The organism is Allobosea sp. RIT-PG3_2 (genome assembly GCF_057321085.1).
On the sequence record NZ_JBXWCA010000007.1, the window covers coordinates 150,234 to 173,401 of the forward strand.

20 protein-coding genes are annotated in these 23,168 nt (G+C 65.4%); 7 read left to right on the plus strand and 13 right to left on the minus strand.

Features of this window, described 5'->3' with window-relative positions:
* The first annotated feature begins 68 nt into the window (after positions 1 to 68).
* Both AC2FAN_RS20060 and AC2FAN_RS20065 read left to right on the plus strand, forming a co-directional pair.
* Positions 69 to 1,697 carry an ABC-F family ATP-binding cassette domain-containing protein gene (locus AC2FAN_RS20060; protein ID WP_485176037.1) on the plus strand — a complete coding sequence of 543 codons (1,629 nt, stop codon included), beginning with the start codon at positions 69 to 71 and terminating at the stop codon, positions 1,695 to 1,697.
* Positions 1,694 to 2,980: an MFS transporter gene (locus AC2FAN_RS20065; RefSeq protein WP_485176038.1), complete on the plus strand. Its 1,287-nt coding sequence runs from the start codon at positions 1,694 to 1,696 to the stop codon at positions 2,978 to 2,980. The genes AC2FAN_RS20060 and AC2FAN_RS20065 overlap by 4 nt, the downstream gene beginning before the upstream one ends.
* Here the strand turns inward: AC2FAN_RS20065 and AC2FAN_RS20070 are convergent.
* Positions 2,969 to 3,427 (minus strand): DUF1348 family protein, encoded by a 459-nt coding sequence (locus AC2FAN_RS20070; RefSeq protein ID WP_485176039.1) that lies wholly within the window; start codon positions 3,425 to 3,427, stop codon positions 2,969 to 2,971. The two genes, AC2FAN_RS20065 and AC2FAN_RS20070, sit on opposite strands and share 12 nt — an antisense overlap.
* A gap of 257 nt (positions 3,428 to 3,684) precedes the next feature.
* Between AC2FAN_RS20070 and AC2FAN_RS20075 the strand changes: the two genes are divergently transcribed.
* Positions 3,685 to 4,728 (plus strand): alpha/beta fold hydrolase, encoded by a 1,044-nt coding sequence (locus tag AC2FAN_RS20075; protein ID WP_485176040.1) that lies wholly within the window; start codon positions 3,685 to 3,687, stop codon positions 4,726 to 4,728.
* Between the two features lie 57 nt (positions 4,729 to 4,785).
* Positions 4,786 to 5,319 carry a cytochrome P460 family protein gene (locus AC2FAN_RS20080; RefSeq protein ID WP_485176041.1) on the plus strand — a complete coding sequence of 178 codons (534 nt, stop codon included), beginning with the start codon at positions 4,786 to 4,788 and terminating at the stop codon, positions 5,317 to 5,319.
* 235 nt (positions 5,320 to 5,554) lie between these two features.
* Here AC2FAN_RS20080 and AC2FAN_RS20085 read toward each other — a convergent pair whose 3' ends face one another.
* From AC2FAN_RS20085 to AC2FAN_RS20095, 3 genes are read right to left on the minus strand one after another with little or no spacing between them, the layout of a single operon-like run.
* Positions 5,555 to 6,331, minus strand: coding sequence for an alpha/beta fold hydrolase (locus AC2FAN_RS20085; protein WP_485176042.1), 777 nt, complete (start codon positions 6,329 to 6,331; stop codon positions 5,555 to 5,557).
* Between the two features lie 23 nt (positions 6,332 to 6,354).
* Positions 6,355 to 6,768, minus strand: coding sequence for an organic hydroperoxide resistance protein (locus AC2FAN_RS20090; protein ID WP_485176043.1), 414 nt, complete (start codon positions 6,766 to 6,768; stop codon positions 6,355 to 6,357).
* Between the two features lie 26 nt (positions 6,769 to 6,794).
* Complete coding sequence (locus tag AC2FAN_RS20095) at positions 6,795 to 8,069, minus strand: epoxide hydrolase family protein (RefSeq protein ID WP_485176044.1); 1,275 nt, start codon at positions 8,067 to 8,069, stop codon at positions 6,795 to 6,797.
* A gap of 262 nt (positions 8,070 to 8,331) precedes the next feature.
* On the opposite strand from AC2FAN_RS20095, the gene AC2FAN_RS20100 reads away from it, so the two are divergent.
* The 3 genes from AC2FAN_RS20100 (at position 8,332) to AC2FAN_RS20110 (ending at position 14,171) form a co-directional block, all read left to right on the plus strand.
* Positions 8,332 to 9,450, plus strand: a complete 1,119-nt coding sequence (locus tag AC2FAN_RS20100) for a redoxin domain-containing protein (protein WP_485176045.1) — start codon at positions 8,332 to 8,334, stop codon at positions 9,448 to 9,450.
* A 294-nt stretch (positions 9,451 to 9,744) separates the two neighbouring features.
* The gene (locus tag AC2FAN_RS20105; protein ID WP_485176046.1) at positions 9,745 to 12,543 is read left to right on the plus strand and encodes an ATP-binding protein; all 2,799 of its coding nucleotides are present in this window, start codon (positions 9,745 to 9,747) and stop codon (positions 12,541 to 12,543) included.
* Positions 12,544 to 12,752: 209 nt separating this feature from the next.
* Positions 12,753 to 14,171, plus strand: a complete 1,419-nt coding sequence (locus AC2FAN_RS20110; protein ID WP_485176047.1) for an aldehyde dehydrogenase family protein — start codon at positions 12,753 to 12,755, stop codon at positions 14,169 to 14,171.
* 394 nt (positions 14,172 to 14,565) lie between these two features.
* Here the strand turns inward: AC2FAN_RS20110 and AC2FAN_RS20115 are convergent, their stop codons facing one another.
* The 9 genes from AC2FAN_RS20115 to AC2FAN_RS20155 are packed head-to-tail and all read right to left on the minus strand — an operon-like array spanning position 14,566 to position 23,062.
* Positions 14,566 to 15,729 carry an MFS transporter gene (locus AC2FAN_RS20115; RefSeq protein ID WP_485176048.1) on the minus strand — a complete coding sequence of 388 codons (1,164 nt, stop codon included), beginning with the start codon at positions 15,727 to 15,729 and terminating at the stop codon, positions 14,566 to 14,568.
* Between the two features lie 49 nt (positions 15,730 to 15,778).
* Complete coding sequence (locus tag AC2FAN_RS20120) at positions 15,779 to 16,192, minus strand: Zn-ribbon domain-containing OB-fold protein (protein WP_485176049.1); 414 nt, start codon at positions 16,190 to 16,192, stop codon at positions 15,779 to 15,781.
* Positions 16,189 to 17,337: a thiolase family protein gene (locus AC2FAN_RS20125; protein WP_485176050.1), complete on the minus strand. Its 1,149-nt coding sequence runs from the start codon at positions 17,335 to 17,337 to the stop codon at positions 16,189 to 16,191. The genes AC2FAN_RS20120 and AC2FAN_RS20125 overlap by 4 nt, the downstream gene beginning before the upstream one ends.
* A 7-nt stretch (positions 17,338 to 17,344) precedes the next feature.
* Positions 17,345 to 18,559 carry a CaiB/BaiF CoA transferase family protein gene (locus tag AC2FAN_RS20130; protein ID WP_485176051.1) on the minus strand — a complete coding sequence of 405 codons (1,215 nt, stop codon included), beginning with the start codon at positions 18,557 to 18,559 and terminating at the stop codon, positions 17,345 to 17,347.
* A 43-nt stretch (positions 18,560 to 18,602) separates the two neighbouring features.
* Positions 18,603 to 19,412, minus strand: a complete 810-nt coding sequence (locus AC2FAN_RS20135) for an ABC transporter permease (protein WP_485176052.1) — start codon at positions 19,410 to 19,412, stop codon at positions 18,603 to 18,605.
* A complete protein-coding gene (locus AC2FAN_RS20140) occupies positions 19,412 to 20,263 on the minus strand; it encodes an ABC transporter permease (RefSeq protein ID WP_485176053.1) in 852 nt (283 codons plus the stop codon). The genes AC2FAN_RS20135 and AC2FAN_RS20140 overlap by 1 nt, the downstream gene beginning before the upstream one ends.
* A 37-nt stretch (positions 20,264 to 20,300) precedes the next feature.
* Positions 20,301 to 21,365: an ABC transporter ATP-binding protein gene (locus tag AC2FAN_RS20145; protein ID WP_485176054.1), complete on the minus strand. Its 1,065-nt coding sequence runs from the start codon at positions 21,363 to 21,365 to the stop codon at positions 20,301 to 20,303.
* A 28-nt stretch (positions 21,366 to 21,393) separates the two neighbouring features.
* Positions 21,394 to 21,717: a DUF4387 domain-containing protein gene (locus AC2FAN_RS20150; protein WP_485176055.1), complete on the minus strand. Its 324-nt coding sequence runs from the start codon at positions 21,715 to 21,717 to the stop codon at positions 21,394 to 21,396.
* 1 nt (position 21,718) lies between these two features.
* A complete protein-coding gene (locus tag AC2FAN_RS20155; RefSeq protein WP_485176056.1) occupies positions 21,719 to 23,062 on the minus strand; it encodes an acyclic terpene utilization AtuA family protein in 1,344 nt (447 codons plus the stop codon).
* Between the last annotated feature and the right edge of the window lie 106 nt (positions 23,063 to 23,168).

The window sequence follows — 23,168 nt, forward strand, 5'->3', positions numbered from 1 at the left end:
GGTTGCATCACCACCGACTTCTATATAATAGCACGGAACAGTACTATTATATAGAAGTCTCGGCATAAATGGTCTCGATTTGCGCATCCGGGCTGAGCTTGACGGCACCTGACGGGCGCTCCCTCCTGACGGGGCTGGATCTTCAGCTTGGCCGAGAGAGGGTCGGGCTGGTTGGCCGCAATGGCATTGGCAAGACAACGCTGCTCCAGCTTCTCGCCGGCAAACGCAACGGTGCGGGCGGCGGCGTGGCGATCGACGGCCGTGTCTGCCTCGTGCGGCAAGACGTGCAGGTCGCGGCCGAGGCGACGATCGCCGATGTCTTCGAGGCCAAAGACGCTCTCGCGGTGTTGCAGCGGGCAGAGCTCGGGCTGGCAAGCGTCGAGGAACTTGGCGAGGCTGATTGGACGCTCGAGGAGCGAATGCGGCAGGCTCTCGCCCAGGTCCAGCTGGAGGCCGATGCGTCGACCTTGATGCGCACCCTGTCCGGCGGTCAGCAGACACGGGCCAGGCTGGCTGCAGCCATTTTCCAGCGACCCGATTTCCTGCTCCTGGATGAGCCGACCAACAATCTCGACCGCGAAGGGCGGGCGGCCCTTCTCAGCTTTATCGATCAGTGGACCAAGGGACTCGTCGCCGTGAGCCATGATCGCGCGTTGCTGGACAAAATGGACGCGATCATCGAGCTCACCACGATCGGGGCTGCCCGTTATGGCGGCAACTGGAGCCAGTTCACGGGGCGCAAGGCCGTCGAGCTCGCAGCTGCCGAGCACGAGCTCGTCGATGCGCAGAAGAGACGCGAGAACCTGGAGCGAAAGGCCCAGCGCGCGAACGAGCGCAAGGCCAGGCGGGATGCCTCGGGATCGCGCAAGGCGGCCCGTGGCGACATGCCGGCCCTCCTGATCGGAGCGCGCAAGAATGCGGCCGAAGCCAGCGGCGGCAGCGGCGCTCGCCTCAGCGAGAAGCGTTCGGTTCAGGCTGCGGACGCAGTCGCTGCCGCGCAGGCGAAGGTGGAGGTACTTCAGCGGCTCTCGATCGCCTTGCCCCCGGCCGGGCTGCATGCCGATCGGCGGGTGCTCGAGCTGCTGGCCGTCTCCGCGGGATACGAACGGGAACGTCCCCTCCTGGAGAACCTCGAACTCACGATGGTCGGGCCGGAACGGGTCGCCCTCGCCGGGCGCAACGGCATCGGCAAGAGCACCATCCTGAAGGTGATCGCGGGCACTCTTGCCCCGCTCGCCGGTCAAGTCCGCATTGGCGTGTCGACGGCCGTGGTCGATCAGCATATGTCCTTCCTGGACCCCGCGCGATCGATCCTCGACAACTTCCGCCGCCTGAACCCCGATGCCGACGACAACATGTGCAGAGCAGCTCTCGCCGGCTTCCTGTTTCGCGCCGATGCCGCCTTGCAGACCGTCGGTACCCTGAGCGGGGGGCAGATGCTGAGGGCGGGTCTCGCCTGTCGCATGTGCGGTCCGCGACCGCCGCAACTGCTCGTTCTTGACGAGCCCACCAACCATCTCGACCTCGAGTCCATAACCGCCGTCGAAGCGGCGCTGGCAGGCTATGACGGCGCCTTGCTGGTCGTCAGCCACGATGAGGCCTTCCTGCGCAACATCTCCATCCAGCGCATCGTCGACCTCGATGCGATGACGGCCGATCGGAGAGGCGTCGGGAATGGCGCGGAGACACCGCGATGATACGACCTCTCTGGTACCGATCCCTCGACGGAACGGGACGCAGGGCGTTCTGGAGCTCCTATGCGGGCTTCACCATCGATGCGATGAACGTACAGCTTTACGCCTTCATCCTGCCGACGCTCATCGCCCTGTGGGGGCTCACGCCCTCGGGCGCCGGGGTGCTGGCTTCGGCGGCCCTGATTTCCGGTGCTCTCGGAGGCTGGCTCGCAGGTTCGCTGTCCGACCGCATCGGCCGGATCAGGGTCCTCCGCGGCACGATCATATGGGTGGCTGCATCGACGCTGCTGTGCGGCCTCGCGCGCGACTATGACGAGCTTCTTCTCGCGCGGCTGATCCAGGGGATCGGCTTCGGCGCGGAATGGGCTGTCGGCGTCGTGTTCATGAGCGAAATCGCTCCCTCCGCCACGCGCGGCCGCGTCCTCGGCACGTTGCAGAGCGCCTGGGCTGTCGGCTGGGGCCTGGCCGCAGCGACGGTGGCTGTCGCCGTTGCCTGTCTGCCACCTGAAATCGGCTGGCGGGTCGTCTTTTTCGTCGCTCTCATCCCGGCTGTGGCGCTTCTCCTGGTCCGGAACACCATGCAGGATTCACCCGCTTTGACGGCGGCGCGACAACGGCAGAGCTGGCACAGGATCTTCTCGCGAGGCATGTGGCCCAGCACCGTGAAGGGCAGCATGCTCGCAACAGGCATGCACGGCGGATATTGGGCCATCGCGACGTGGTGGCCGACCATGCTGCGCGTCGAACGGGGGCTGACGGCCGCGGAAACCGGCGTTCATACCGCCGCATTGATCGGAGGCTCCCTCCTGGGATATGCGCTCGGCGCCTGGCTGACCGATTACGTGGGACGGCGCCTGACCTTGGGGTCTTTCGCGTCGGCCGGCATCATCACCGTTCTGGCAGCCACGCAGTTTCAGCTTTCGACGCATGCGCTGCTGGCACTCACCCCCGTATTGGGGCTGTTCGCGCTCGGAATCTACAGCACGGTCGGCCCCGTACTGACCGAGCTCTACCCGACGCCCCTGCGCGGATCGGGCTTGGGGTTTTGCTACAATGTCGGGCGCGGCCTCGCCGGGATCACGCCCATCGCAGTGGGAACCAGCATCGGCGCCCTCGGCTTCAGCCAGGCAATCGGCCTCTATGTCGCTGCTTCCTACACGATGGTGCTTATCGCCGTGGCCCGGCTGCGAGAAACGCGCGGCATCGATCTGCTGACTGGCGATGGCGAGCAAAGCCAGGACACGGAGCGAGCCGTGATCCTCGACGCGGCCCGATCAGAAGCCTAGTTCGGACAGAGACGGATGGTCCTGGGGCCGGGGACCTTCGGCCCAGCGCAGCATGCGATCGCTTTCCCGGATTTCCTGCTCATTGGCCGATGTGAAGCGACGGGCGATAAGGCCGGACTCGCTGAACTCCATCTCCTCGCTGCCATGCACCCTGAGCCACGTGCCGCTGTCATTGCGAAACTCGGCGGCGAAGCGAAGCGACAATCGCCTGCCGGTTTCCGCCCAGGGCTCCAGGATCACCCGGCGGTCCATTTCGCGCCTGAGCTGACGCTCGATAAAGAGCCGGATCTGCTCGCGACCCCACAGAAAATCAACGCGATTGCGCCATTGGCAATCGATCGTGCTGCTCCGGACGAGCCTGTCGGAATTACTTGTGTTCCACGCGGTTTCGGCGTCGCGGACCCGCTGCAGCATGGCCGGACTCAATCGCAACATTTTGACGTCCATAGAATCTTCGTGTCGGGCGCTCCTCCCGACTTCGAGACGATCTCGAAGTCGTCAGCGCTCGTCGCCTCTATGATGGCGAGTTCCCGGCGCTCCTCCAGTTAGCTCCTGTTAGTTCCTCCGAGCCCGATTTCGACCGCGCGCCGTGGAAAAGGAGGGCCCGCGCGTCGCTCGCAGGGCATCACAGCGATTAACAGGCGCGTGCGCGGGGATGAGCGTAGCTGTTTGCCGTTACCCCAGCCTTGCAATGGAGAGAAATCATGAATGGACAGCTGGATATCGCCGGCCCTCAACGCCGTGAATTTGTGCGCCTGGCGGCGGCAGCGGCGGCGACGGTCGTCGCCGGCGGCGCCTACGCCCAGACATCGAGCTCGCATCCCGAGCCGTCGCGCCCGGTCGGCTCGCTCGGGCCGATCAGGCAGGTGGACGCGGGCGTGCTCAACATCGGCTATGCCGAGATCGGGCCGGCCTCCGGAGCCCCCGTGCTGCTGTTCCACGGGTGGCCCTACGACATTCATGCGTATGACGAGGTTGCCCCGCGGCTTGCGGCCAAAGGCTATCGCGTGATCATCCCGCATCTGCGTGGCCACGGCTCGACCGTCTTCCGTTCCACATCGACCCCGCGCAATGCTCAGCAGGCTGCGCTGGCCGCCGACGCGATCGAGCTGATGGATGCGCTTGGCATCAGAAAGGCGATCGTGGCCGGTTTCGACTGGGGCGCACGGACCGCCGACATCGTCGCGGTTCAGTGGCCGGAACGCTGCAAGGCCCTCGTCTCCGTCAGCGGTTATCTGATCGGCAGCCAGGCGGCCAACGTCAAGCCGCTGCCGCCCGAGGCGGAGCTGCAGTGGTGGTACCAGTTCTACTTCGCCACGGAGCGGGGCAAGGCCGGCTATGCCGCCAATACCGACGCCTTCAACCGACTGATCTGGCAGCTGGCCTCGCCAAAGTGGAAATTCGACTCGGCCACCTTCGCGCGTACGGCGGCGTCCTTCGTGAACGCCGATCACGTTGCCATCGTCATCCATAACTATCGCTGGAGGCTTGGTCTTGCGGAGGGCGAGAGCAAGTACGACGAGCTCGAGGCCAAGCTGGCCTTGGCCCCTCCGGTTACGATCCCGACGATCACCATGGAGGGCGATGCGAACGGCGCCCCTCATCCCGATCCTTCGGCCTATCGGGCGAAGTTCACAGGCGCCTACGAGCACCGGCTCGTCACTGGCGGCATTGGCCACAACCTGCCGCAGGAAGCGCCGGCCGCCTTCGCGCAGGCCGTGCTCGATGTCGACAAGCTGGCGGGATGAGCAACTGGCGCGCGCGGCCACTGACGCGCGCGTCTCGTCCGCTCTCAGGAGGATGCCATGAAGAAAACGATCGCCTGCGCGCTTGCCATCGTCACCGTTTCGGCAGGCCTTGCAGCCTATGTTTCTGCCCAGTCTCCTGATGACCAGGGGGCGCCGATCTATGGGGTCAAGCTTCCGGAAGGATACCGGGACTGGAAGCTCATCAGCGTCGCCCAGGAGAACGGGCAGAACAACGACATCCGCGCCATTCTCGGCAACGATGTCGCAATCAAGGCTTATCGGGAAAATATGCGGCCTTTCCCGGACGGTGCGGTCATCGCCCGGCTGGCATGGCGATATGAGTCGTCGCCGCGCAACGACGCCGTGTTTCCGTCTCCGCAATCATTCGTGGCGGGTCTGCCGACGAATGTGCAGGTCAGCGTGAAGGATTCCAAGCGCTACGCCGCGACCGCCGGCTGGGGCTACGGACAGTTCGAGAACGGCTTGCCGACGAAGAACCCCGCCGTGGTTCAGTCGTGCTTCGCCTGCCATTCAAAGCTCCAGAAGCTCGAAGCCAACGCAGACTACGTTTTCACCGGTTACTCGCCTTGACTTGCGGGTGGGGCTTCGGCCCCCGCGGCGCAAGTCGCCCAGTGACGCATCGGGCCGGTCCGCAAAGCTCGCGGTCCGGCCCGATGCGTTGGCGGGTCTGTATGGCGCTGGCGCTGCAGACGGCCTTTGCCTTCGCTGTTGCAACGAAGCTCCAAACGGTAGCGGCCGGCTACGTGACAGCGTAGCCGGCCGCAAATTCAAACCCGGGGCTCGCAACCCCGCTGAGCCGATCCGCTTACCGCGCGTTCGCCGCGCTCTCGATCAACCCGGCAACGGCGGGAGCATGCGAGACCATCACGACATGGGACGCCCCCTTGATTTCCACGGTTTTGCGCGATTTTGCGCGCTCGGCCATGAAGCTCAACGCGGCGGGTGGGATGTTCCTGTCTTTCGAACCATAGATGAACCACGACGGCACGCTCTTCCAGGCCGGGACTGTGGAGGCTTCCGAAAGGGCGGCTTGCGCGATCGGCCGCTGGCCGGCGGCCATGAGGCGCGCCTGTGCGACCGGCACGTCCGCCGCGAATTGCGCGGGAAAGCGCGGCTGCTGGATGTAGAGGTCGTTTCCGCCCGAGGTCAGTTTGACAGGTGGCGAGAGCGCCTCGCCGAGGGTGCTTCCCGGGAACTTCCCGGTCAATCCGATCGCGGTCTCGCCGGCCTCGGGCGCGAAGGCGGCAACGTAGACGAGCGCCTTGACGTTCGCCTGCCCCTCCGCCGCCTCGCTGATCACCGAGCCGCCATAGGAGTGCCCCACGAGAACGACCGGGCCCTCGACGCTCTTCACGACATCCGCGACGGCATTGGCATCCGCACGGACGCCGCGCAGCGGGTTCGCGGCGGCGACGACCTTATAGCCATCCCGTTCGAGGATGGCGATCACGCCGTTCCAGCTCGACGAGTCGGCAAACGCGCCGTGGACGAGCACAATAGTCGGCTTGGCCGGTTGTGCCTGCACGACAGGCGCGATCAGCTGGGCTGCGAGCAGCAGCCCGCCGGCGATAAGCTTGTTCATGTCGATCTCCTTTGAATGGCTGCTCAGACGAGGGCGACGACGGCGTCGATATTGCCCTTGATCGCTTTCGAATACGGGCAGGTCCGGTGCGCCGCCTCGATGACCTGGCGGGCAATCTCGGGGTCGACACCGGGGACGCTGACATTCAGGCGCGCGGCGAGCGAGTAGCCGTCATCGCCGTGTCGGAGCTCGACCTCGGCATCGATGGCAACCTCCGCCGGAAGGGTCACGCCCTTCGCCCGGGCGGCGATCGCCATCGCTCCCTCGAAGCAGGCGGACCAGCCGGCAGCGAAGAGCTGCTCGGGATTGGTGCCCTCGCCTCGGCCGCCGGGCGGCGCAAGCTTGACGTCGAGGCGGCCATCGGCGCTGCGGGCGCTGCCTTCGCGGCCACCGACGACATGGACATTGGCGGTGTAGAGGGTCCTGGTATCCGACATCGTATTTTCCTTCATGGGGTTGGAAGTCACCGGAAGGGGTGGAACGCGGCACGCACTTCTTCCGCGAAAATCTGCGGCTGCTCCCAGGCGGCGAAATGGCCGCCATTGCTCGCCTCGTTGAAGTAAATGAGGCTCTTGTAGCAGCGCTCCGCCCAGCTCTTCGGCGCACGGAATATCTCGCCGGGAAACACGCTGACGGCGACCGGCAAGTCGATCAGGCCGCGCGCGTTGAAGTTGTTGGAATGATCTTCCCAATAGATCCGGGCGGCCGAGGCGCCGGAGCCGGTCAGCCAGTAGAGAGCGATGTCGTCGATGATCTCGTCACGGGTGAGGACGCGCTCGGGATGGCCGCCGCTATAGGTCCACTGGGCGATCTTCTCATACATCCAGGCAGCCATGCCGACCGGGGAATCGACAAGCGAATAGCCCATGGTCTGGGGCCGGGTGTTCATCATCGCCGCATAGGCGGAATTGTCGCGGTAGAACGCCTCCAGCTGGTCGAACGCCGCGCGCTCCTTCGGGGACAGGCTGGCGGGAGCCGGATCGCCGGCCGCCAGGGTCCTGGCGATATCGGCGGGCACCACAGCAGGCATGTTCAGGTGCACGGCGAGCAGCCCCGGCACATGCTGCAGCGCCATGCGCTGGGAGATCACAGAGCCGCAATCGCCGCCCTGGCTCACATAGCTGTCATAGCCCAGGCGACGCATCAGGACCGACCAGGCGCGTCCGATATGGTCCGATCCCCAGCCAAGGCTGGTCGGCTTCGCCGAGAAGCCGAAGCCAGGGATCGAGGGAATGACCACATGGAAAGCGTCGTCGGCGACCCCGCCATGCGCCGTCGGATTGGTCAGCGGATCGATGACCTTCAGGAATTCAAGCACCGATCCCGGCCAGCCATGCGTCAGGATCATCGGCAGCGCGTTCTCGTGGCGCGAACGAACATGGATGAAGTGGATGTCCAGCCCGTCGATCTCGGTCAGGAACATCGGCAGCGCATTCAGCTTCGCCTCGACCTTGCGCCAGTCGTAATCGGTTGCCCAATACTGCAGCAGCGGCTCGATGGTCTGGCGACGCACGCCCTGGCTGTCGTCCGGCGCAGGCTCGGCATCGGCCCACCGCGTCTCGGCGACGCGACGCTTCATTGCCGAGATGTCGGCCTCCGGAATGGCGATCCGGAATGGCCGGACCGCAGTCTCGGCGAGCGCCTGGGCATTTGCGAGCGAGGGAACGGCGGTCACGGCCCCGGCAAGCACCGCACCCGCAAGAAACCGGCGGCGCGACGTCGAGATATCTTCAAGCACTTGCCTTCTCCTCAATCGGGAACCCGAACTGCACGGACCGAGAGTAGAGAAGCGGCAGCGCGACGCTCGTTAGGTTCGATGATGAGGCGTTAGCGTGTGGCGAAACGCTCGACAGGGTGGAGAAGGCGCGTTTCCCATGCTTCCGCCGACAGCTCGCGCTATCACGAACTAACAGGACGCATCGTCTCCTAACGTGAAGCACCCGGACGCAGCCGCCAGACTTCGAGGCGAGACACACCCGCTCCGTAAAAGGTTGGCGACGATGGCCCAGACCCACGCAATCGGATTTGTGACCGCCGCTCTTCTGGCGGCCGGCGCCGCGACGGCCGTTGGCCTGACGGGCGCCCTGAGCGGTCCGGGTCTGGGGGCCGGCCCGTTCAGCCTTGGTGCTGCCGTCGCCGCCGCTCCGGCCGGCGCCACATCGAGCCCGCTGCTCGCGCTGGAAGATGCGAAGCCTTGGCTGACGACCGTTCCCGGCGGCCCGCAGTCGCTGCGCGGCAAGGTCGTTGTCGTCAATTTCTGGACGTATTCATGCATCAACTCGCTGCGCGCGCTGCCCTATCTGCGTTCGTGGAGCGAGCGATATGCGAGCAAGGGGCTCGTCGTGGTTGGCGTTCATGCCCCCGAATTCCAGTTCGAGCATGATGCTGCGAGAGTGCGGCTTGCCTCGACGCAACTCGGCGTCGCCTATCCGAACCTTCAGGACAACAACTATTCGGTCTGGCGGAGCTTCGCCAATGAAGGCTGGCCTGGCTTCTATTTCATCGACGCCCATGGCCGCATGCGCGGCTACCGCATCGGCGAAGGGCAATATGCGGAATCGGAGCAGTTCCTCCGCAGCCTTTTGGCCGAGGCCGGCCAGGACCTGTCCGGAATTCCCGTGGTCCCGGTCAGTGGCAGCGGCATAGAAGCGGAGGCTGACTGGGCAGACCTTGGATCGCCGGAAAGCTATCTGGGATACGGCAAGGCCAGCGGCTTTGCATCGCCGGAAGCTGTCAGCCGAAATTCATCGCGGGGCTACACCGCTGCCTCCCCGCTCCCGCTCAATCGCTGGGACCTCAAGGGAGAATGGACGGTCGGACGCGAGTTCGCGACGCTCGACAGTGACGGCGGCGTCATCCGGTTCCGCCACCACGCGCGGGACGCACATCTCGTCATGGGCGGCGCGGACGATGGCAAGCCGATCCGTTATCGCGTTACCCTCGACGGAAACGCGCCGGGCGAGAATCACGGCGTGGATGTCGACGCGGATGGCTGGGGCGTAATCAGGGAGGGGCGGCTTTATCAACTAGTCCGGCAATCGGCCGACATTGCCGATCGCACGATTTCCATAGAGTTTTCGCGTTCGGGCGCCCGCGCTTATGTGTTCACATTCGGCTGAGCCCGTCAGGCGGCAGAGGTCCGGCTTTTTATTGAATGATAGTTCCAGAATAAGGCCGCCCGTGCTAGACACCTGCCATGACAGGCGCTCGATTGATCACAGGAAGCTTGTGCGGCTTTGCTCGCGTGCCAGGAGCGCGGTCGATGCCGGCCCGCCGGCTCACCGATGTCTCCTTTCGAAGGGCGGCAGGCGCCCGGTTCGCATGGAACGTTTCAGCGATTGGCTTCGCGCTTCGCCATGATGCCTCACTATCTTCTCTCATGCGCGTCGATCAGGTCCGGAGACGAGGCGATCGTGGCTGAAACAGGCAACCGGCAAACTGGCCAGCGCCGTGCTTTCGGCCCCTTTTGCCTCTCTCCGACGGAACGCCTGCTGACCCGGGACGGCAAGGCCGTCGATATTGGCGGGCGGTCCTTCGACCTGCTCGTGGTCCTGACGGAACAGCCCGGACGGGTTCTATCGAAGCGGGAGCTGCTCAAGCGCGTTTGGTCGGATGTAGTCGTTGAGGACGGAAGCCTCCGGTTTCATATGGCGGGTTTGCGCAGGCTCCTGGGCGATGGCGAGCACGGGGCTCGATACATCGCCACACAGGTCGGCGTCGGCTACGCCTTCGTGGCCCCAGTGCAGCAGAGTGGCCCTTCGGTCTGCGAGACTGCACCGCCGTCCATTCCAGGTGAGGGCGAAGATGCCGGTAGGCCTCCGGCTGGCACGACCAATCTGCCGCCCCGTCTGCCGCGCCTGATCGGGCGAGAGCGCGACATCCGGCTCCTCATGGAACGCGTGGCGGATACGCCCCTCTTTACGATCGTCGGATCGGCGGGTGTCGGCAAGACGTCGCTTGCCGTGGAAATCGGGCATCAGCTGGCGGTCGCTTTCGAAGGACGGGTCGCCTTCGTCGATTTCAGCATGCTCGAAAATCCGACCGTCGTTCCTTCCATGATCGCCGGGGCGATGGGCATCGCGGTCCAGAGCGAGGACCCTCTCGCGGTTATTCTCGGCCATATCCGCGATCAAAGTTTCCTGCTGCTGCTCGACAATTGCGAGCACGTCATCGAGCCCGCCGCCAATATCGTCGAGCGGATCGTCGAGCTGGCGCCCAATACCCGCGTGCTCGCCACGTCACGTGAACCGTTGCGCGTGCGCGGCGAACATATTCACCGTCTCGACGCCCTCGCTTACCCCGAGAATTCAGCAGATCTGACGCTCGAGCAGCTTTTGGAGTTCCCCGCGGTCCAGCTCTTCTGCGAGCGGGCCGCCGCCGCAGACAGTTCGCTGGATGTCGACGAAGAATCCGCGCGCTTGATTGGCGGTATGTGCCACCGGCTCGACGGGATGGCGCTGCCGATCGAGCTCGCCGCCGTCCGCGTCGCGACCCACGGCATCTCGGCGACGGCTCGCCAGTTGGGCGAACGATTCAGCCTTGGCTGGCCTGGCCGAAGAACGGCACGACCGCGTCAACAGACGCTTCAGGCCACGCTGGACTGGAGCTACGATCTGCTGTCCGAAACGGAAAAGATCGTTCTGGAGCGCCTCGCGATCTTTGTGGGGCCCTTCTCGATAGACGCGGCGCTCGATGTTGCCGCAGACCCTGAAATCGGAGCCAACGAGGTGGCGGTCGCACTCGACGAGCTCACCTCGAAATCGCTCATCTCCCCCAATCGATCGCGCGACTCCGGAACCTACCGGCTCCTCGAAATGACACGCGCTTATGCGCGAGAAAAACTCCACGCGCGCGGACGTGATCAATACGTCGCCGCCGCGCGCCGCCATGCCAGCTATTTTCTCCGCGAGCTGGAGGCGATCGCCCGGCAGGACGAGGATTTGCTTCAGGATCCCCAGCCCCTGCGGCTCCAACTTGGCAACATCAGAAGCGCGCTGGATTGGTGCTTCAGCAGAACCGGAGATATCAAGATCGGGGTTCGCCTGGCGGCAGCGAGTGCGCCCGTCTTTCAGAACCTGTCTCACTTGCTGGAATGCCGCACCTGGTGCGCCCGCGCACTGTCCGATCTGGAGGACTCGCAGCGCGGCGCCGCAACCGAGTTGGAACTCCAGACCTCTCTCGGCATCTCGCTCATGTTCACGCGTGGGAATAGCGCCGCTGCAGGTAACGCGCTCACGCGCGCCCTTGATGTCGCGACTCACCTGGAAGACCACTGGAGTCAGCTGAGAGCGCTTGGCGGCCTGCACATCTTCCACGAACGGATCGGCGAATATTCGACTGCCATGTCGCATGCCCGGCGCGCCGTCGAGGTGGCCGAGACGATCGGAGAGCCAGAGGCAATCGGTATTGCCTATTCCCTGTCGGGCATCTCCCATCATCTGGCCGGCGGCCAAGTCAGGGCCCGCCGTGAGCTTGAACTCGCGCTGGAGAAGAGTCCGCCTTCGCAGCGCAGCCGCACGATTCGATACGGTTTCGACCACCGCAATCGGAGCGCTATCGCACTGGCGCGCGCATTATGGCTGACGGGACACCCGGAACGGGCCGGGGCGATGGCACGACAGACCGTGCGCGAGGCGGCGCAGCTCGACCATCCGGTGACCCACTGCATTGCCTTGATCTGGTCGCTCGATGTCTACCTCTGGATGGATGACCTGGACGCCGCGCAAGAGGCTCTGGATGCCTTCGCGGAGTGCGCTCGCCTCAACGCGTTCGGGCCCTATGTCGCTGCGGCCGGAGGGTTTCGCGGCGCGCTGGCTATCCAGCGCGGGGCGGCCGGTGAAGCCGTTGGCGCGATTGAGGAAAGCCTGTCCCGTCTCCGGGCCCTTCGCTATGAGCTACTGACCACGTCCTTCTCCCTCGCGCTGGCACGCGGCCTGATGCAGGGTTCTCGTTACCCCGAAGCTCGCGAGTTGATCGAAGCGACGATCGCTCGATGCCAGGGCAATGGCGAGCTGTGCGCATTGCCTGAGCAACTCCGCGTGAAGGCCGAGATCGTCGAACGTGCCGACGGCGATGTTGGCAGCTGCGCGGCCCTTCTGCACGTAGCTCTCGATCTTGCTCGAAAGCAGGGTTCGCGCAGCTGGGAGAGCCGGATCGCTCGTGATCTCGATGGCCTGGCCGCAGGAAATCTCCCCGCCGGCGAGTTGCCGTAGTTTGCCGGCGTATCCGCCGGCTGTCGCGTCCAGGGAGCCCCTCCACAGCTGACAGGCTCTAGCAGAGGCTAACGCGCAATTCCGCCCGGAAATGGACAGACTTGGGTTCCGAGACGGCTGTGGCGAGAGCAGCCGAAGGGTCATCCATCCTTCGCTGCCGGCTGGTTGCGTTGCCCAGTGCGCCTGGCAAACGACACGAGGACACCCAGATGCGCAAGTACGATCAGGCCTATATCGGCGGAGCCTTCCGGAGCACCGTGGGGCGCGAGGAGATGCCTCTCTTCAACCCGGCGACCGAAGAGCAATCCGGCATTCTCGTGCTGGCAAATGCCGAAGATGCCCGGCTTGCCGTCGAAAGCGCGAGCCGCGCCTTGCCGGGGTGGTCGGCATCGCGCCGGGAAGAGCGCATCGACCTGCTCAACGCGATGGCTGATGCGGTGGAGGCGCGCGCGGAGGAGCTGACCGAGGCGACGGTCGTCGAATATGGCGGGCCGATTGCACAGGCGCGCTGGCGCGCCGGCCTTGCCGCCACCAACTTCCGCATCGCGGCGAACCTGCTCAAGGACTTCACCTTCATCCGGCGCATCAACGGAACCGAAGTCGTTGCGCAAGCCGCCGGAGTGGCACTGCACATCGTGCCTTGGAACAGCGTCTACAACGCGATCAGCGTCAAGATGGCCGGCGCGCTGGCGGCAGGTTGCCCGGTCGTGGTCAAACCGAGCGAATTCAGCCCGTGGCAGGTCGATCTCTTCACGCAATGTCTCCATGCGGCCGGTGCGCCGGCTGGCGTAATCAACATCGTGACGGGGCTTGGCAGCGAGGTCGGCACCGCGCTGACCGCAAATCCCGACGTGCGCAAAATCTCGTTCACGGGCTCGACCGCCGTCGGCAAGACGATCCTGCAGGGGAGCGCGAAATGGATGCAGCGGGTCACCCTGGAATTGGGCGGGAAGGCGCCCACCATCGTCATGGACGATGCGGATCTCGCTGAAGCGGCACGCCAAGCCCTTGCCATTGGCCTCGCCAATAATGGTCAAGCCTGCATCGCGGGCACGCGAATCCTCGTGCGGCGCGATCAGTTGGACGAATTCCGTCAAGCGATCCCCGAGGCCGCGCGAACGGTCGTGCAAGGCGATCCCGGCGATCCGCGGACGACCCTCGGCCCCCTGGTCAATCGTCGGCAGTTCGAACGGGTCCTGAAGTATATTTTGCAGGGCGTTGCCGAGGGCGCGCGCGCCATTGTCGGAGGCGAGGGGCGACCTGAGGGCCTCGACCGTGGATACTTTGTGCGTCCGACCGTGTTCGCCGACGTAACCAACGAGATGACGATTGCGCGCGAGGAAATCTTCGGTCCGGTGCTCTGCATCATAGCTTATCACGATGATGACGACGCAATCCGCATCGCCAACGACACTCCTTATGGTCTTCACGCCTACGTCCTCGGGAAGGATCTCCCGCGCGCGCGCGCCATCGCCGGCCGGCTCGATGCCGGGCGAGTGGCCATCAACGGGATGGCACATGAGCCGCTAGCGCCCTTCGGCGGCTTCAAGCAATCGGGCATTGGGCGCGAGTACAGCTCATATGGAATCGAGGATCACCTTGAGTTCAAAGCCATAATGGGAAGCTAGAATGAGCGCGGTTGAGGAGAAGCTTCGATTTCGGCGCGCTCATCAAGTTTGTTGTGCGCCGCCACCCCAAGGTGAAGCGATGGTGCTTGCCCATTGAAGGCAGACCGATCGTCGCCTAACGCTGTTTGGCACAACGCGGTTTTTAGGGCAGAGATATAAAGGCGGTTAGCACCTGTCGCGCCCGAAGCGATCCGCTTCCGATGCTAGAGGGCAACGTCGGCTTTGATGTGCGTCGCGAGGCGCACTGCGCCACAAGCGGACACTGGCTGGTTGCCCGGAAGCGGACATTGACACAGCTTGATAGCACTGGCTCGCTCTTTGACGGCCTTCGCATGGGGAGCTCTTGATTCTTGCATGCGCGCAGGGCCATCAATGCTGACGAGTCATTTGGAGTTCAAAGACGCCGCGGCAGATGTCGACAGAGGACGGCACCGGCCAGCAGCGTCACGCCCGCGACCAGGAACACCGACGGCAATGGCAAGGCGAGCAGCAACAGGGCGAAGGCGCCGGCGACCACGATCTGCGAGACGTCGCGATAGGTCGTGAAGATCGGGGTCATCCTCGTCCGCTGGTGAGCACGGACAGCGCGCAGAAACGTCACGTTGCCCATCCCATCGATGGCGCTCATCGCCAATGCGGAGGCCAGCAGCATCGCCGCCGCCGCATGAGCGCTGTGGAAAACAAGCCCGGTGGCGAGGATCGAGAAACTGCCGCAGATCGTGTAGCTGGCCATGAGCACCTGCCGCGTCCCGACACGGCGGGCCACGCGCCCCCACAGGGGCGAGAGCAGCAGAAACGCCGAGCCGAGCGAGACCAGCGCACCTCCGGCGCTGGCACCGAGATCGTAGCGGATCGCGAAGATGGGGACATAGACCATGTACATCGCCCACCAGCCCGCGCGGATCGCCGTCAGCAGCCAGGCGAGGCGTAGCCGCGGTTGTCTCCAGAAGGCGACGATGTCCGTGGCCTTGGTCACGACGGCCACGGTCGGCTCGAGACCGGGCGGGCGCGCCTGCCCCCTCAGCAGCAGCGGCGCCGAGAGGGCGGCCGCGGCGCTGATGGCCAGGGGAAGAACCGGCGCAAAGCTCTGTGCCAGCGCGATGCCGAGCCATGGCCCGGCGGCGTAGCTCAGCCCGGCGAGGAAGATCCGCAATGGCTCGAATGTCGCGAGCGCGCGCCGTGGCACGCGCTGCATCACGTAGAGGCTCATCACGTTCTCGAAGGTGAGGACCATGACGACGTGGAGGATCAGGCCGAACAGCAGCCCGGGAGCGGAATCGGACGAAAGAACGAGCGCCGATGCGGCGCCGCTCAGCGCCGCGCCGATCAAGACCGTCTCGCGCCCCAACCGCGTCAGCAGCCCCGGCAACGCGACGCTGAGGGCGACGCCGAAGAGGCTGGCGACGAAGTAGAGCTCGCTGACCTGCTGCGCGCTGCCGAGGGCCTGATAGGCGATCACGGGGATAAGCGTGATCACCATAGTGCGCGCCAGCACCGTCGTCGCGTAGATCGCGGCGAGACCCCATTCCGTTGTCGATCGGGAGCTCGCCGTTTCCATGGCCTCGGTTCAGCCTTCCTCGTCGTCGTGATGGAGCCCTGCGTCCGCTTCAGGCCGCGAGGCGGAAGGCCGGCAGTGGGTAGCGACGCGCCTCGTCGGGCGGCAGCAATTCGAGTCTGGCCCCAGTCCTGATCGTCGTCGCATCGGCTCCGATGATGCGCCCGAGCAGGCTCGCGCCTTCGTCCAGCGCGATCTCGGCGAGAATGATCGGCACCTCTTCATTGAAGGAGGGGTGGTTGGGCCGGGTGATCAGCGAGAACGAGACGATCTGCCCGCGGCCCGACACTTCCGTCCAGATCAGGTCGGCGGACCCGGTATAGGGGCAAATCGGGCGGGGATAGAAGAATAGCGGACCGCCGTCGCGGCTCTGCTGGAGCAGCAGCTTGCCCTCGCGCCAGCCGGCCAGGAAAGGGGCGTTGTCCTCGTCTTCGTGAGGCTGCGGATAGGCAATCTCGGCGCTCATTGAACGGACTCCAGAACGATGCTGCTGGCGGAAAGCCCATGGCCGTACCCGACCATGCCGTAACCGGCGACGAGGCCGCGCCTGGCGTTGGCGACCTGGCGGTCGCCGGCCTCCCCGCGCAATTGCCGCACCGCCTCGGTGACGCTGAGCAGGCCGCCGGCGATGCCCGCCTGGCCGATGGAGAGCTGGCCGCCGCCGGTGTTGAGCGGCAGGCTGCCGTCCCATGAGAAGCTGTTGGCGGCAAGGAAGGCGCTGACCTCGCCCTTATTGCAGAAGCCGAGATCTTCGAGCTGGATCGCGACCATGATCGGGTAGTCGTCGTAGAGCTGGACGAAGTCCATCTCCTTCGGCCCGAAGCCTGCCTTGTCGTAGAGCTTGCCGGCGAAGGTCTCCCAGCCGCCGCGCAGCGGGGCGATCTCCATCGGCGGATGGTTGTGGCGCTCGAAGCCCGACAGGATGCGCACGGCCTTGCCCGCCGGAGCCCGGTCGAGCGTGGTGACGACCACCGCCTCGGCGCCGGCGCAGGGCAGCACGCAGTCGTAGAGGCAGATCGGATCGGCGATGACGCGCGCGTTCATGTAGTCGTCGATCGTCATCGGCCCGCGCAGCAGGGCCTGTTCGTTGCGCTGGGCGCTGCGGCGCTGGTCGACCGAGATTCGGCCCAGATCCTCGCGCCGCGTGCCGTAGGTCTCCATATGCTTGCGCTGGATGATGCCGAACAGGCCGTTGGCGCCGCCGAAGCCGAGCGGCGTGCCGTAATTGCGCAGGCCGCGGCTGAAATTGTCCATCAGCTTGAAATGGCCGCCGACATCGTAGTTGTCGCCGGCGATGCAGAGCACGGTGGTGGCCTGGCCGCTTTCGATCGCGTGCTTGGCATTGATGATGCTGGCGACGGGGCCGGCGCTGCCGGCGGTGCCGAGATAGGCCCAGGAGACCGAGATGCCGAGCTGTTCGGCCGCCGTGACGGTGTTGTCCGGCGGCAGCTCGAACGAGCAGATCGCCAGCCCGTCGACATCGGCGAAGGTCAGGCCGGCGGAGTCGAGCGCCTTGCGCCCGGCCTCGGCGAGAAACGAGAACAGCGAGCGCGTGGTCCGCTTCTCATAGGCTGTGTGGCCGTAGCCGGAGATTCCGATGCTGCTTGTCATGACCGCCTCAGATGATGTGGTTGCGCCGCAGCTCTTCGATCTCGCCCGGGGAGAGCCCGAGCCAGTTGCCGAAGACCTCGTCGTTCGATGCGCCGGGATCGCGACCCGCCCAGCGTATGTCGCCGGGCGTCTCGCTCAGCTTCGGCACGGGAGCGGGCATGCGCATCGGGCCGAGCGTCTCGTCGACGAGCGTCCGCACGGCTTGGCGCGCTGCGACATGGGCGTCGCCGAGCACGTCGGCGATGTCGTTGATCTTGCCCGCCACGACCTTGTTGGCGACGAGCTTGTCGAGGGCGAGCGCCGTCGGCTGGGTCTTGAGCCAGGCCGCGACCTCGCCGTCGATCACGTCGCGATGCTCGACGCGGGCCGCCATCGTCGCAAAACGGGGATCGGCCTTGAGGTCAGGCCGCCCCATCGCGTCGACGAGGCCTTCGTAGATGCGCTGCGAGCCGCAGCTGATCGCGATCGCGCCGCCGTCGGCGGTAGCATAGACGTTGCGCGGAACGTCCTCCTCCATCTGGTTGCCGAGCAAGGGCTTCTTCTGACCGGTCTGGTCGTAGCGGACGATGACGGACTCGATGATGCGCAGCAGCGGCTCATAGAGCGCAACATCGACGACCTGGCCGCGACCGGTGCTCTCGCGCCGATGGATCGCCGCCAGAGCGCCGAAGGCGCCGAAGATTCCGGCGAGATAGTCGCCCATCGGAAAGGCCGACACGGTCGGTCCCCTGTCGGCATGGCCGGTGAAGGAGGCGAGGCCCGAGAAGGCCTCCGCGATCGTGGCATATCCGCCCTGTTCGCGATTCGGGCCGGTCTGGCCCCAGCCGCTGACCCGGACCCAGACGATCCTCGGGAACTGCTTCGAGAGCTCTGCGGGATCGAAACCCCAGCGTTCCAGCGTGCCCGGCCGGAAGTTCTCGATCACGATGTCGCTCTCGCCGATCAGTTTCAGCGCGAGGTCGCGTGCCTCGGGGCGCGAGATGTCGAGCGTGATGACGTGCTTGTTGCGCGCCATCGTCTTCCACCAGAGCGCGACGTCGTCCTTGTGCGGCGGCCATTCGCGCAGCGCGTCGGGCTTGCCGGGCTTCTCGACCTTGATGACGCGGGCGCCGAAATCGCCCAGCATCGAGCCGACGAACGGGCCGGCCAGCATCGAGCCGAGTTCGAGCACCTTGAGGTCGGACAGGGCTCCTTCAGGCGTAGTTCGGGCGTGCGTTTCCATGACGGCTCTCTTGTCGTAGGGGAAGGGGTGCGGCTTCCGCCGCCTATTTCGAGGGTGTCGCGACCCGGTCTATGCCGACGAAGATGTCGAGCAGGACTACCGCTACGATCGCGACATAGATCGTCGCAGCCGAGATCGCCGCGACCATCGGGTCGATGGCGTACTGGACATAGTTGAAGAGCTTCACGGGGATCGGCATCAGCGACGCCGTGGCGTTGAAGATGCTGAGTTCGACATTGATCCAGGAGATGATCAACGCGAACAGGGCGCCCGCGACCAGCCCGGGCTTGATGATCGGCAGCGTCACCAGGAAGAAGGTCGAGAAGGCGGAGGCGCCGAGATCGAGGCTCGCTTCTTCCAGCGTCTGGTCGAAGCGGGCGAGCGAGGCCAGCACCGTGCGCAGGATATAGGGCACGACGATCACGACATGGCCGACCAGCAGCGCCGTATAGCTGCGGGCGAAACCCACCATGCTGGCATATTGAAGCAGGGCGGCGCCGATCACGATGGTCGGCAGGATCAGAGGCGCGAGGAAGATCGTGTTGACGATCTTCATGCCGGGCAGAGCGCTGCGCGTGATGGCGAGCGCGGTCGGGATGCCGATCAGGATTGCGATGGCGGTCGAGCCGAAGGCGATCGAGGCGCTGAGCCCGATCGACTCCAGATACGAGGTGTCGGCGAGAAACTGCTGGTACCAGCGCCAGGTGAAGCCGACCGGCGGGAATGTCAGGTACTCCGTCTCGGTAAAGGACACCGCGACGATGATGGCGAGCGGCAGCGTCAGGAAGGCGAGGCCGGCCCAGACCGAGGCCAGCAGCGCCCAACGGCCGAGACGTTCTGGAAACGTCATCATCAGCGCACCGCCTGGCGGCCCGCGGGCTGCCGCTCGATGAAGAAGAGATACAATGCGATCAGGACGAGCGTGACGACCAGCAGCCCGACCGCGAGTGCGGCGCCGAAGTTGAAGTCGAAGAGCGAGCCGTATTGCTCGAAGATCGACATCGCCATCACCACGGTGCGACCGCCGCTCATGATGCTCGGCACCACATAGGCGCTCACCGCCAGGGTGAAGACGATCAGCGAGCCGGCGACCACGCCCGGCAGGCTGAGCGGGAACGTGACCTTGGCGAAGGTGACGAAGCGGCTCGCACCGAGGTCGAGCGAGGCCTCGACCAGGGACTTGTCGATGGTCTGGAGCACGCCGGCGATGGTCAGGACCATGAACGGCACCAGGATGTAGGTGAGACCGATGATGATGCTGAGCTCGGTGAACAGGATCGGGACCGGCCGGTCGGTCAGGCCGAGCGCCATCAGCGTTGTGTTCACGAGCCCCTGCCGGCCGAGCAGGATCATCCAGCCGAAGGAGCGGACGATGTTGCTGGTGAACAGCGGCATGATCACGAGGATGTAGCAGATGCGCCGCATGGCGCGGCTCTGCGCCACGTTCACGATGTAATATGCGATCGGATAGCCGATCAGGAAGGAGACCAGCGTCGCCAGCAGCGACAGCTTGAAGGTCACGTAGAGGATGCCCGGATAGTAGCTGTCTCCGAGGATGCGGGCATAGTTCGCCAGGCTCCACGCGCCTTCCTTGGTCTGGAAGCTCGCCACCACGACCACAAAGAACGGCACAAGGAAGAATGCCGCCATGAAGGCGAGCGGCACGCCCAGCAGCAGCGCGGCCCAGAGGTTGCGGATCCTCATCGCGCGGCCTCCCGCGCTATGCGACTGGCCGGGGCGCTCATCGGGTCAGCACCCGGCCGCTGTCGCGATGCCAAGCGAGCACCACCTCGTCGCCGACGCCGATCGGGGCCTCGCCGGAAAGCGCGGTCTGCTGTGCGACGATCTCGCGGCCGTCGGCCGCGGTCGCGTAGATCCTGAGGATGCCGCCGGCGAAGACGATGTCCTTGACCCGGGCGGCGACGGACACATGGTCCTCAGGAACCTCCGGCCCGCGCCGCACGGAAACCGCCTCCGGCCGCAGCAGATAGGTCACCGCGGCATCGGGAGCGGACTGATGGCTGGCCGGGATCGACAGCGTGCCGACGACGAGGGAGCCATCCTTGGCGACCGTGGCCTCGAGCAGATTGGCGTCGCCGATGAAGTCGGCGACATAGCGCTCGGTCGGGGCGTGATAGATGTCGCGGCCGGAGCCGATCTGGGCGATGCGGCCGGCATCCATCACTGCGATCCGGTCGGCCATGACCAGGGCCTCCTCCTGATCGTGGGTGACGAAGATGAAGGTGATGCCGAGCTTCTGCTGCAGGGCCTTGAGCTCGATCTGCATCTGCTTGCGCAGCTTGAGATCGAGGGCTCCCAGCGGCTCGTCGAGCAGCAGCACCTTGGGCCGGTTGGCGATGGCCCGCGCCAGGGCGACGCGCTGCTGCTGGCCACCTGACAACTGCGAGGGAAAGCGCTCGGCGAACTGTGCCATGCCCACGGTCGCGAGGCATTCCTCGACGATCGAGGTCACCTCGCGGGCCGGCCTGCCGGCGCGGCGCGGGCCGAACGCGACGTTCTGCGCGACGGTCAGATGCGGGAACAACGCGTAGTTCTGGAAGACGGTATTGACCGGGCGGCGGTTGGGCGGCAGCCGCTTCATCGAGCGGCCGTCGATCAGGATGTCGCCCTCGCTGAACTCGACGAAGCCGGCGATGGCCCGCAGCAAGGTTGTCTTGCCGCAGCCGCTGGGACCGAGCAAAGCCAGGAACTCGCCTTCGGCGACATCCAGCGAGATGTCGTTCAGCACGACGTGGTCGCCGTAGCGCTTCCGGAGGTGTTCGACCCTGATATAGCCGCTGTTCATGGGATGTCCGGGCCGTTGCTCTGTGTCGTCAGGAGACTGGGATGGACATGTTCATCAGCGGCACGTGCTGCTGGCAGCCATACATGTCGCCTTCGCCGGAGGAGCCCTGGGCGCGGGGCCGCTTGATGGTGATCTTGATGGCGTTGGCCATGTCGATCTCGAAGAAGGACGAGATCTCCGAGACCGAAAGCCCGTAGGCCTTCGCGACCGACTCGGGCGTGATCGCGCCGGACGAGCGGATCAGCTCGTAGTTCTTCTTCTCCTTGCACAGGATGTCGAAGGTGATCCGGTAGGGGCCGGCATTCTTGCTGCGGACGATGTCCGCGATCTCGCGCAGGGGACGGGCGGCCATCTCAGAGATCCTCGAGGGTGATGGGGAAGAGTTCGGTCGGCGAATTCACCTTCATCAGGTGATACGCACTGAACTCGTAGACGGGGCCGACGTCGAGATCGGAGGGCGAATAGGGGAAGGCGAGATTGCCCGAGGGATTGATGATGCCCTCGTAGTGATGGTGCAGCATGGCCCCGCTGATCTGGTGGCAGGCGGCATGGGCCATTTCCTGCGACGCGGCCGTTACCTCGATCACGAGCCCCACCTCGCGCTGCAGGCCCTTGTCCTGCTCCAGCTCCTTCATGACGCCGTCGCGGCCATAGACGTGGAAGCGAACCGAGATCGGCTCCGGCGCGAAATAGGCGAGCGCCTTGGCCTCGAGCTGCTCCAGGATACTGTCGAGCGCTGCGATAGTCGTGGGGCAGCGAATGCCGGCGATCGAGATCGAGCGATAGCCGGCAAGCCGCGCGCCCTCGAGCTTGACGTAGTAGTCCTCGGTCTCGGTCAGCTTGGCGCCCCGAACGCGGACCTGCCGATCGCCGAGCTGCTCGAAGGAGCAGCCCGTCAGATCGATCTCGTGGCCCGGCCCGCCCTGCTTAAACGGGTTTTCGCGCTCGTACAGCGAATGGGCCGAGACCGATTTCACCGAGGCACGCCGCTTGCTGCTGCCGGGCTCGAGGACGAAGCTGTCCTCGTGCACGGTGCCTAGCATCACGTCCATCGCGAAGGGCTCGGCCGAAAAGGCGCCGCATTCGAGGATCTTGCCCATGTGGATGGCGAGCGCCGGATCGGCCCCCTTCCAGATCGGGAAGGCGGCGATCACCGAGTCGTCGCAGGCACGGCCGGCGATGATGACATCGGCGCCCGCTTCGAGCGCCTCGCAGATCGGCTCGTGACCCATCTGGGCGACGAGCGTCACGGTCTGGTCGAGCGCCTCCTGCGTCAGCTCGTGGCCGGCTTCGAAGTCCACGACCTCATTTGCGGCGACGGCGCGCTTGGCCCGCTCGACGGGAATGTCGGAGCGGATGGTGGCGAGCTTGAGCTTGAGCCCGGTCTCGCTGGCGATCTGGCGGACGAGCGCCGCCGTCCGGTCGACCTGCACGCCCGAGCCCGCGCCGCCGACGCTGCCGACGATGACCGGGATGCCGGCCTCGCGCCCGGCCTTGATCAGGGCGGCGAGCTCACGCTTGATGCTGCGATCGGAGACGAGCGGCTTGCCCGAGCCGAGGTAATGCGGGCCGGGATCCGTCGAGCCGGCATCGACCGCGATCACCGCCGGCTTGAGCGACATGCCGCGTGCCAGGGCTTCGTCGCCGAAGCCGTATCCCAGCGTTCCGGTCGGTGTGAGCACGGTGATGGCAGTCATCTGACCCTCTTTGGATCGACCTCGGCGCGGCGGCTGTGCCGGCGGCGCGATGGGTCGTTCTTTCGCCAGTTATAGAGGCGGAGGCAGCCGGCGAGGGTCAAATCGC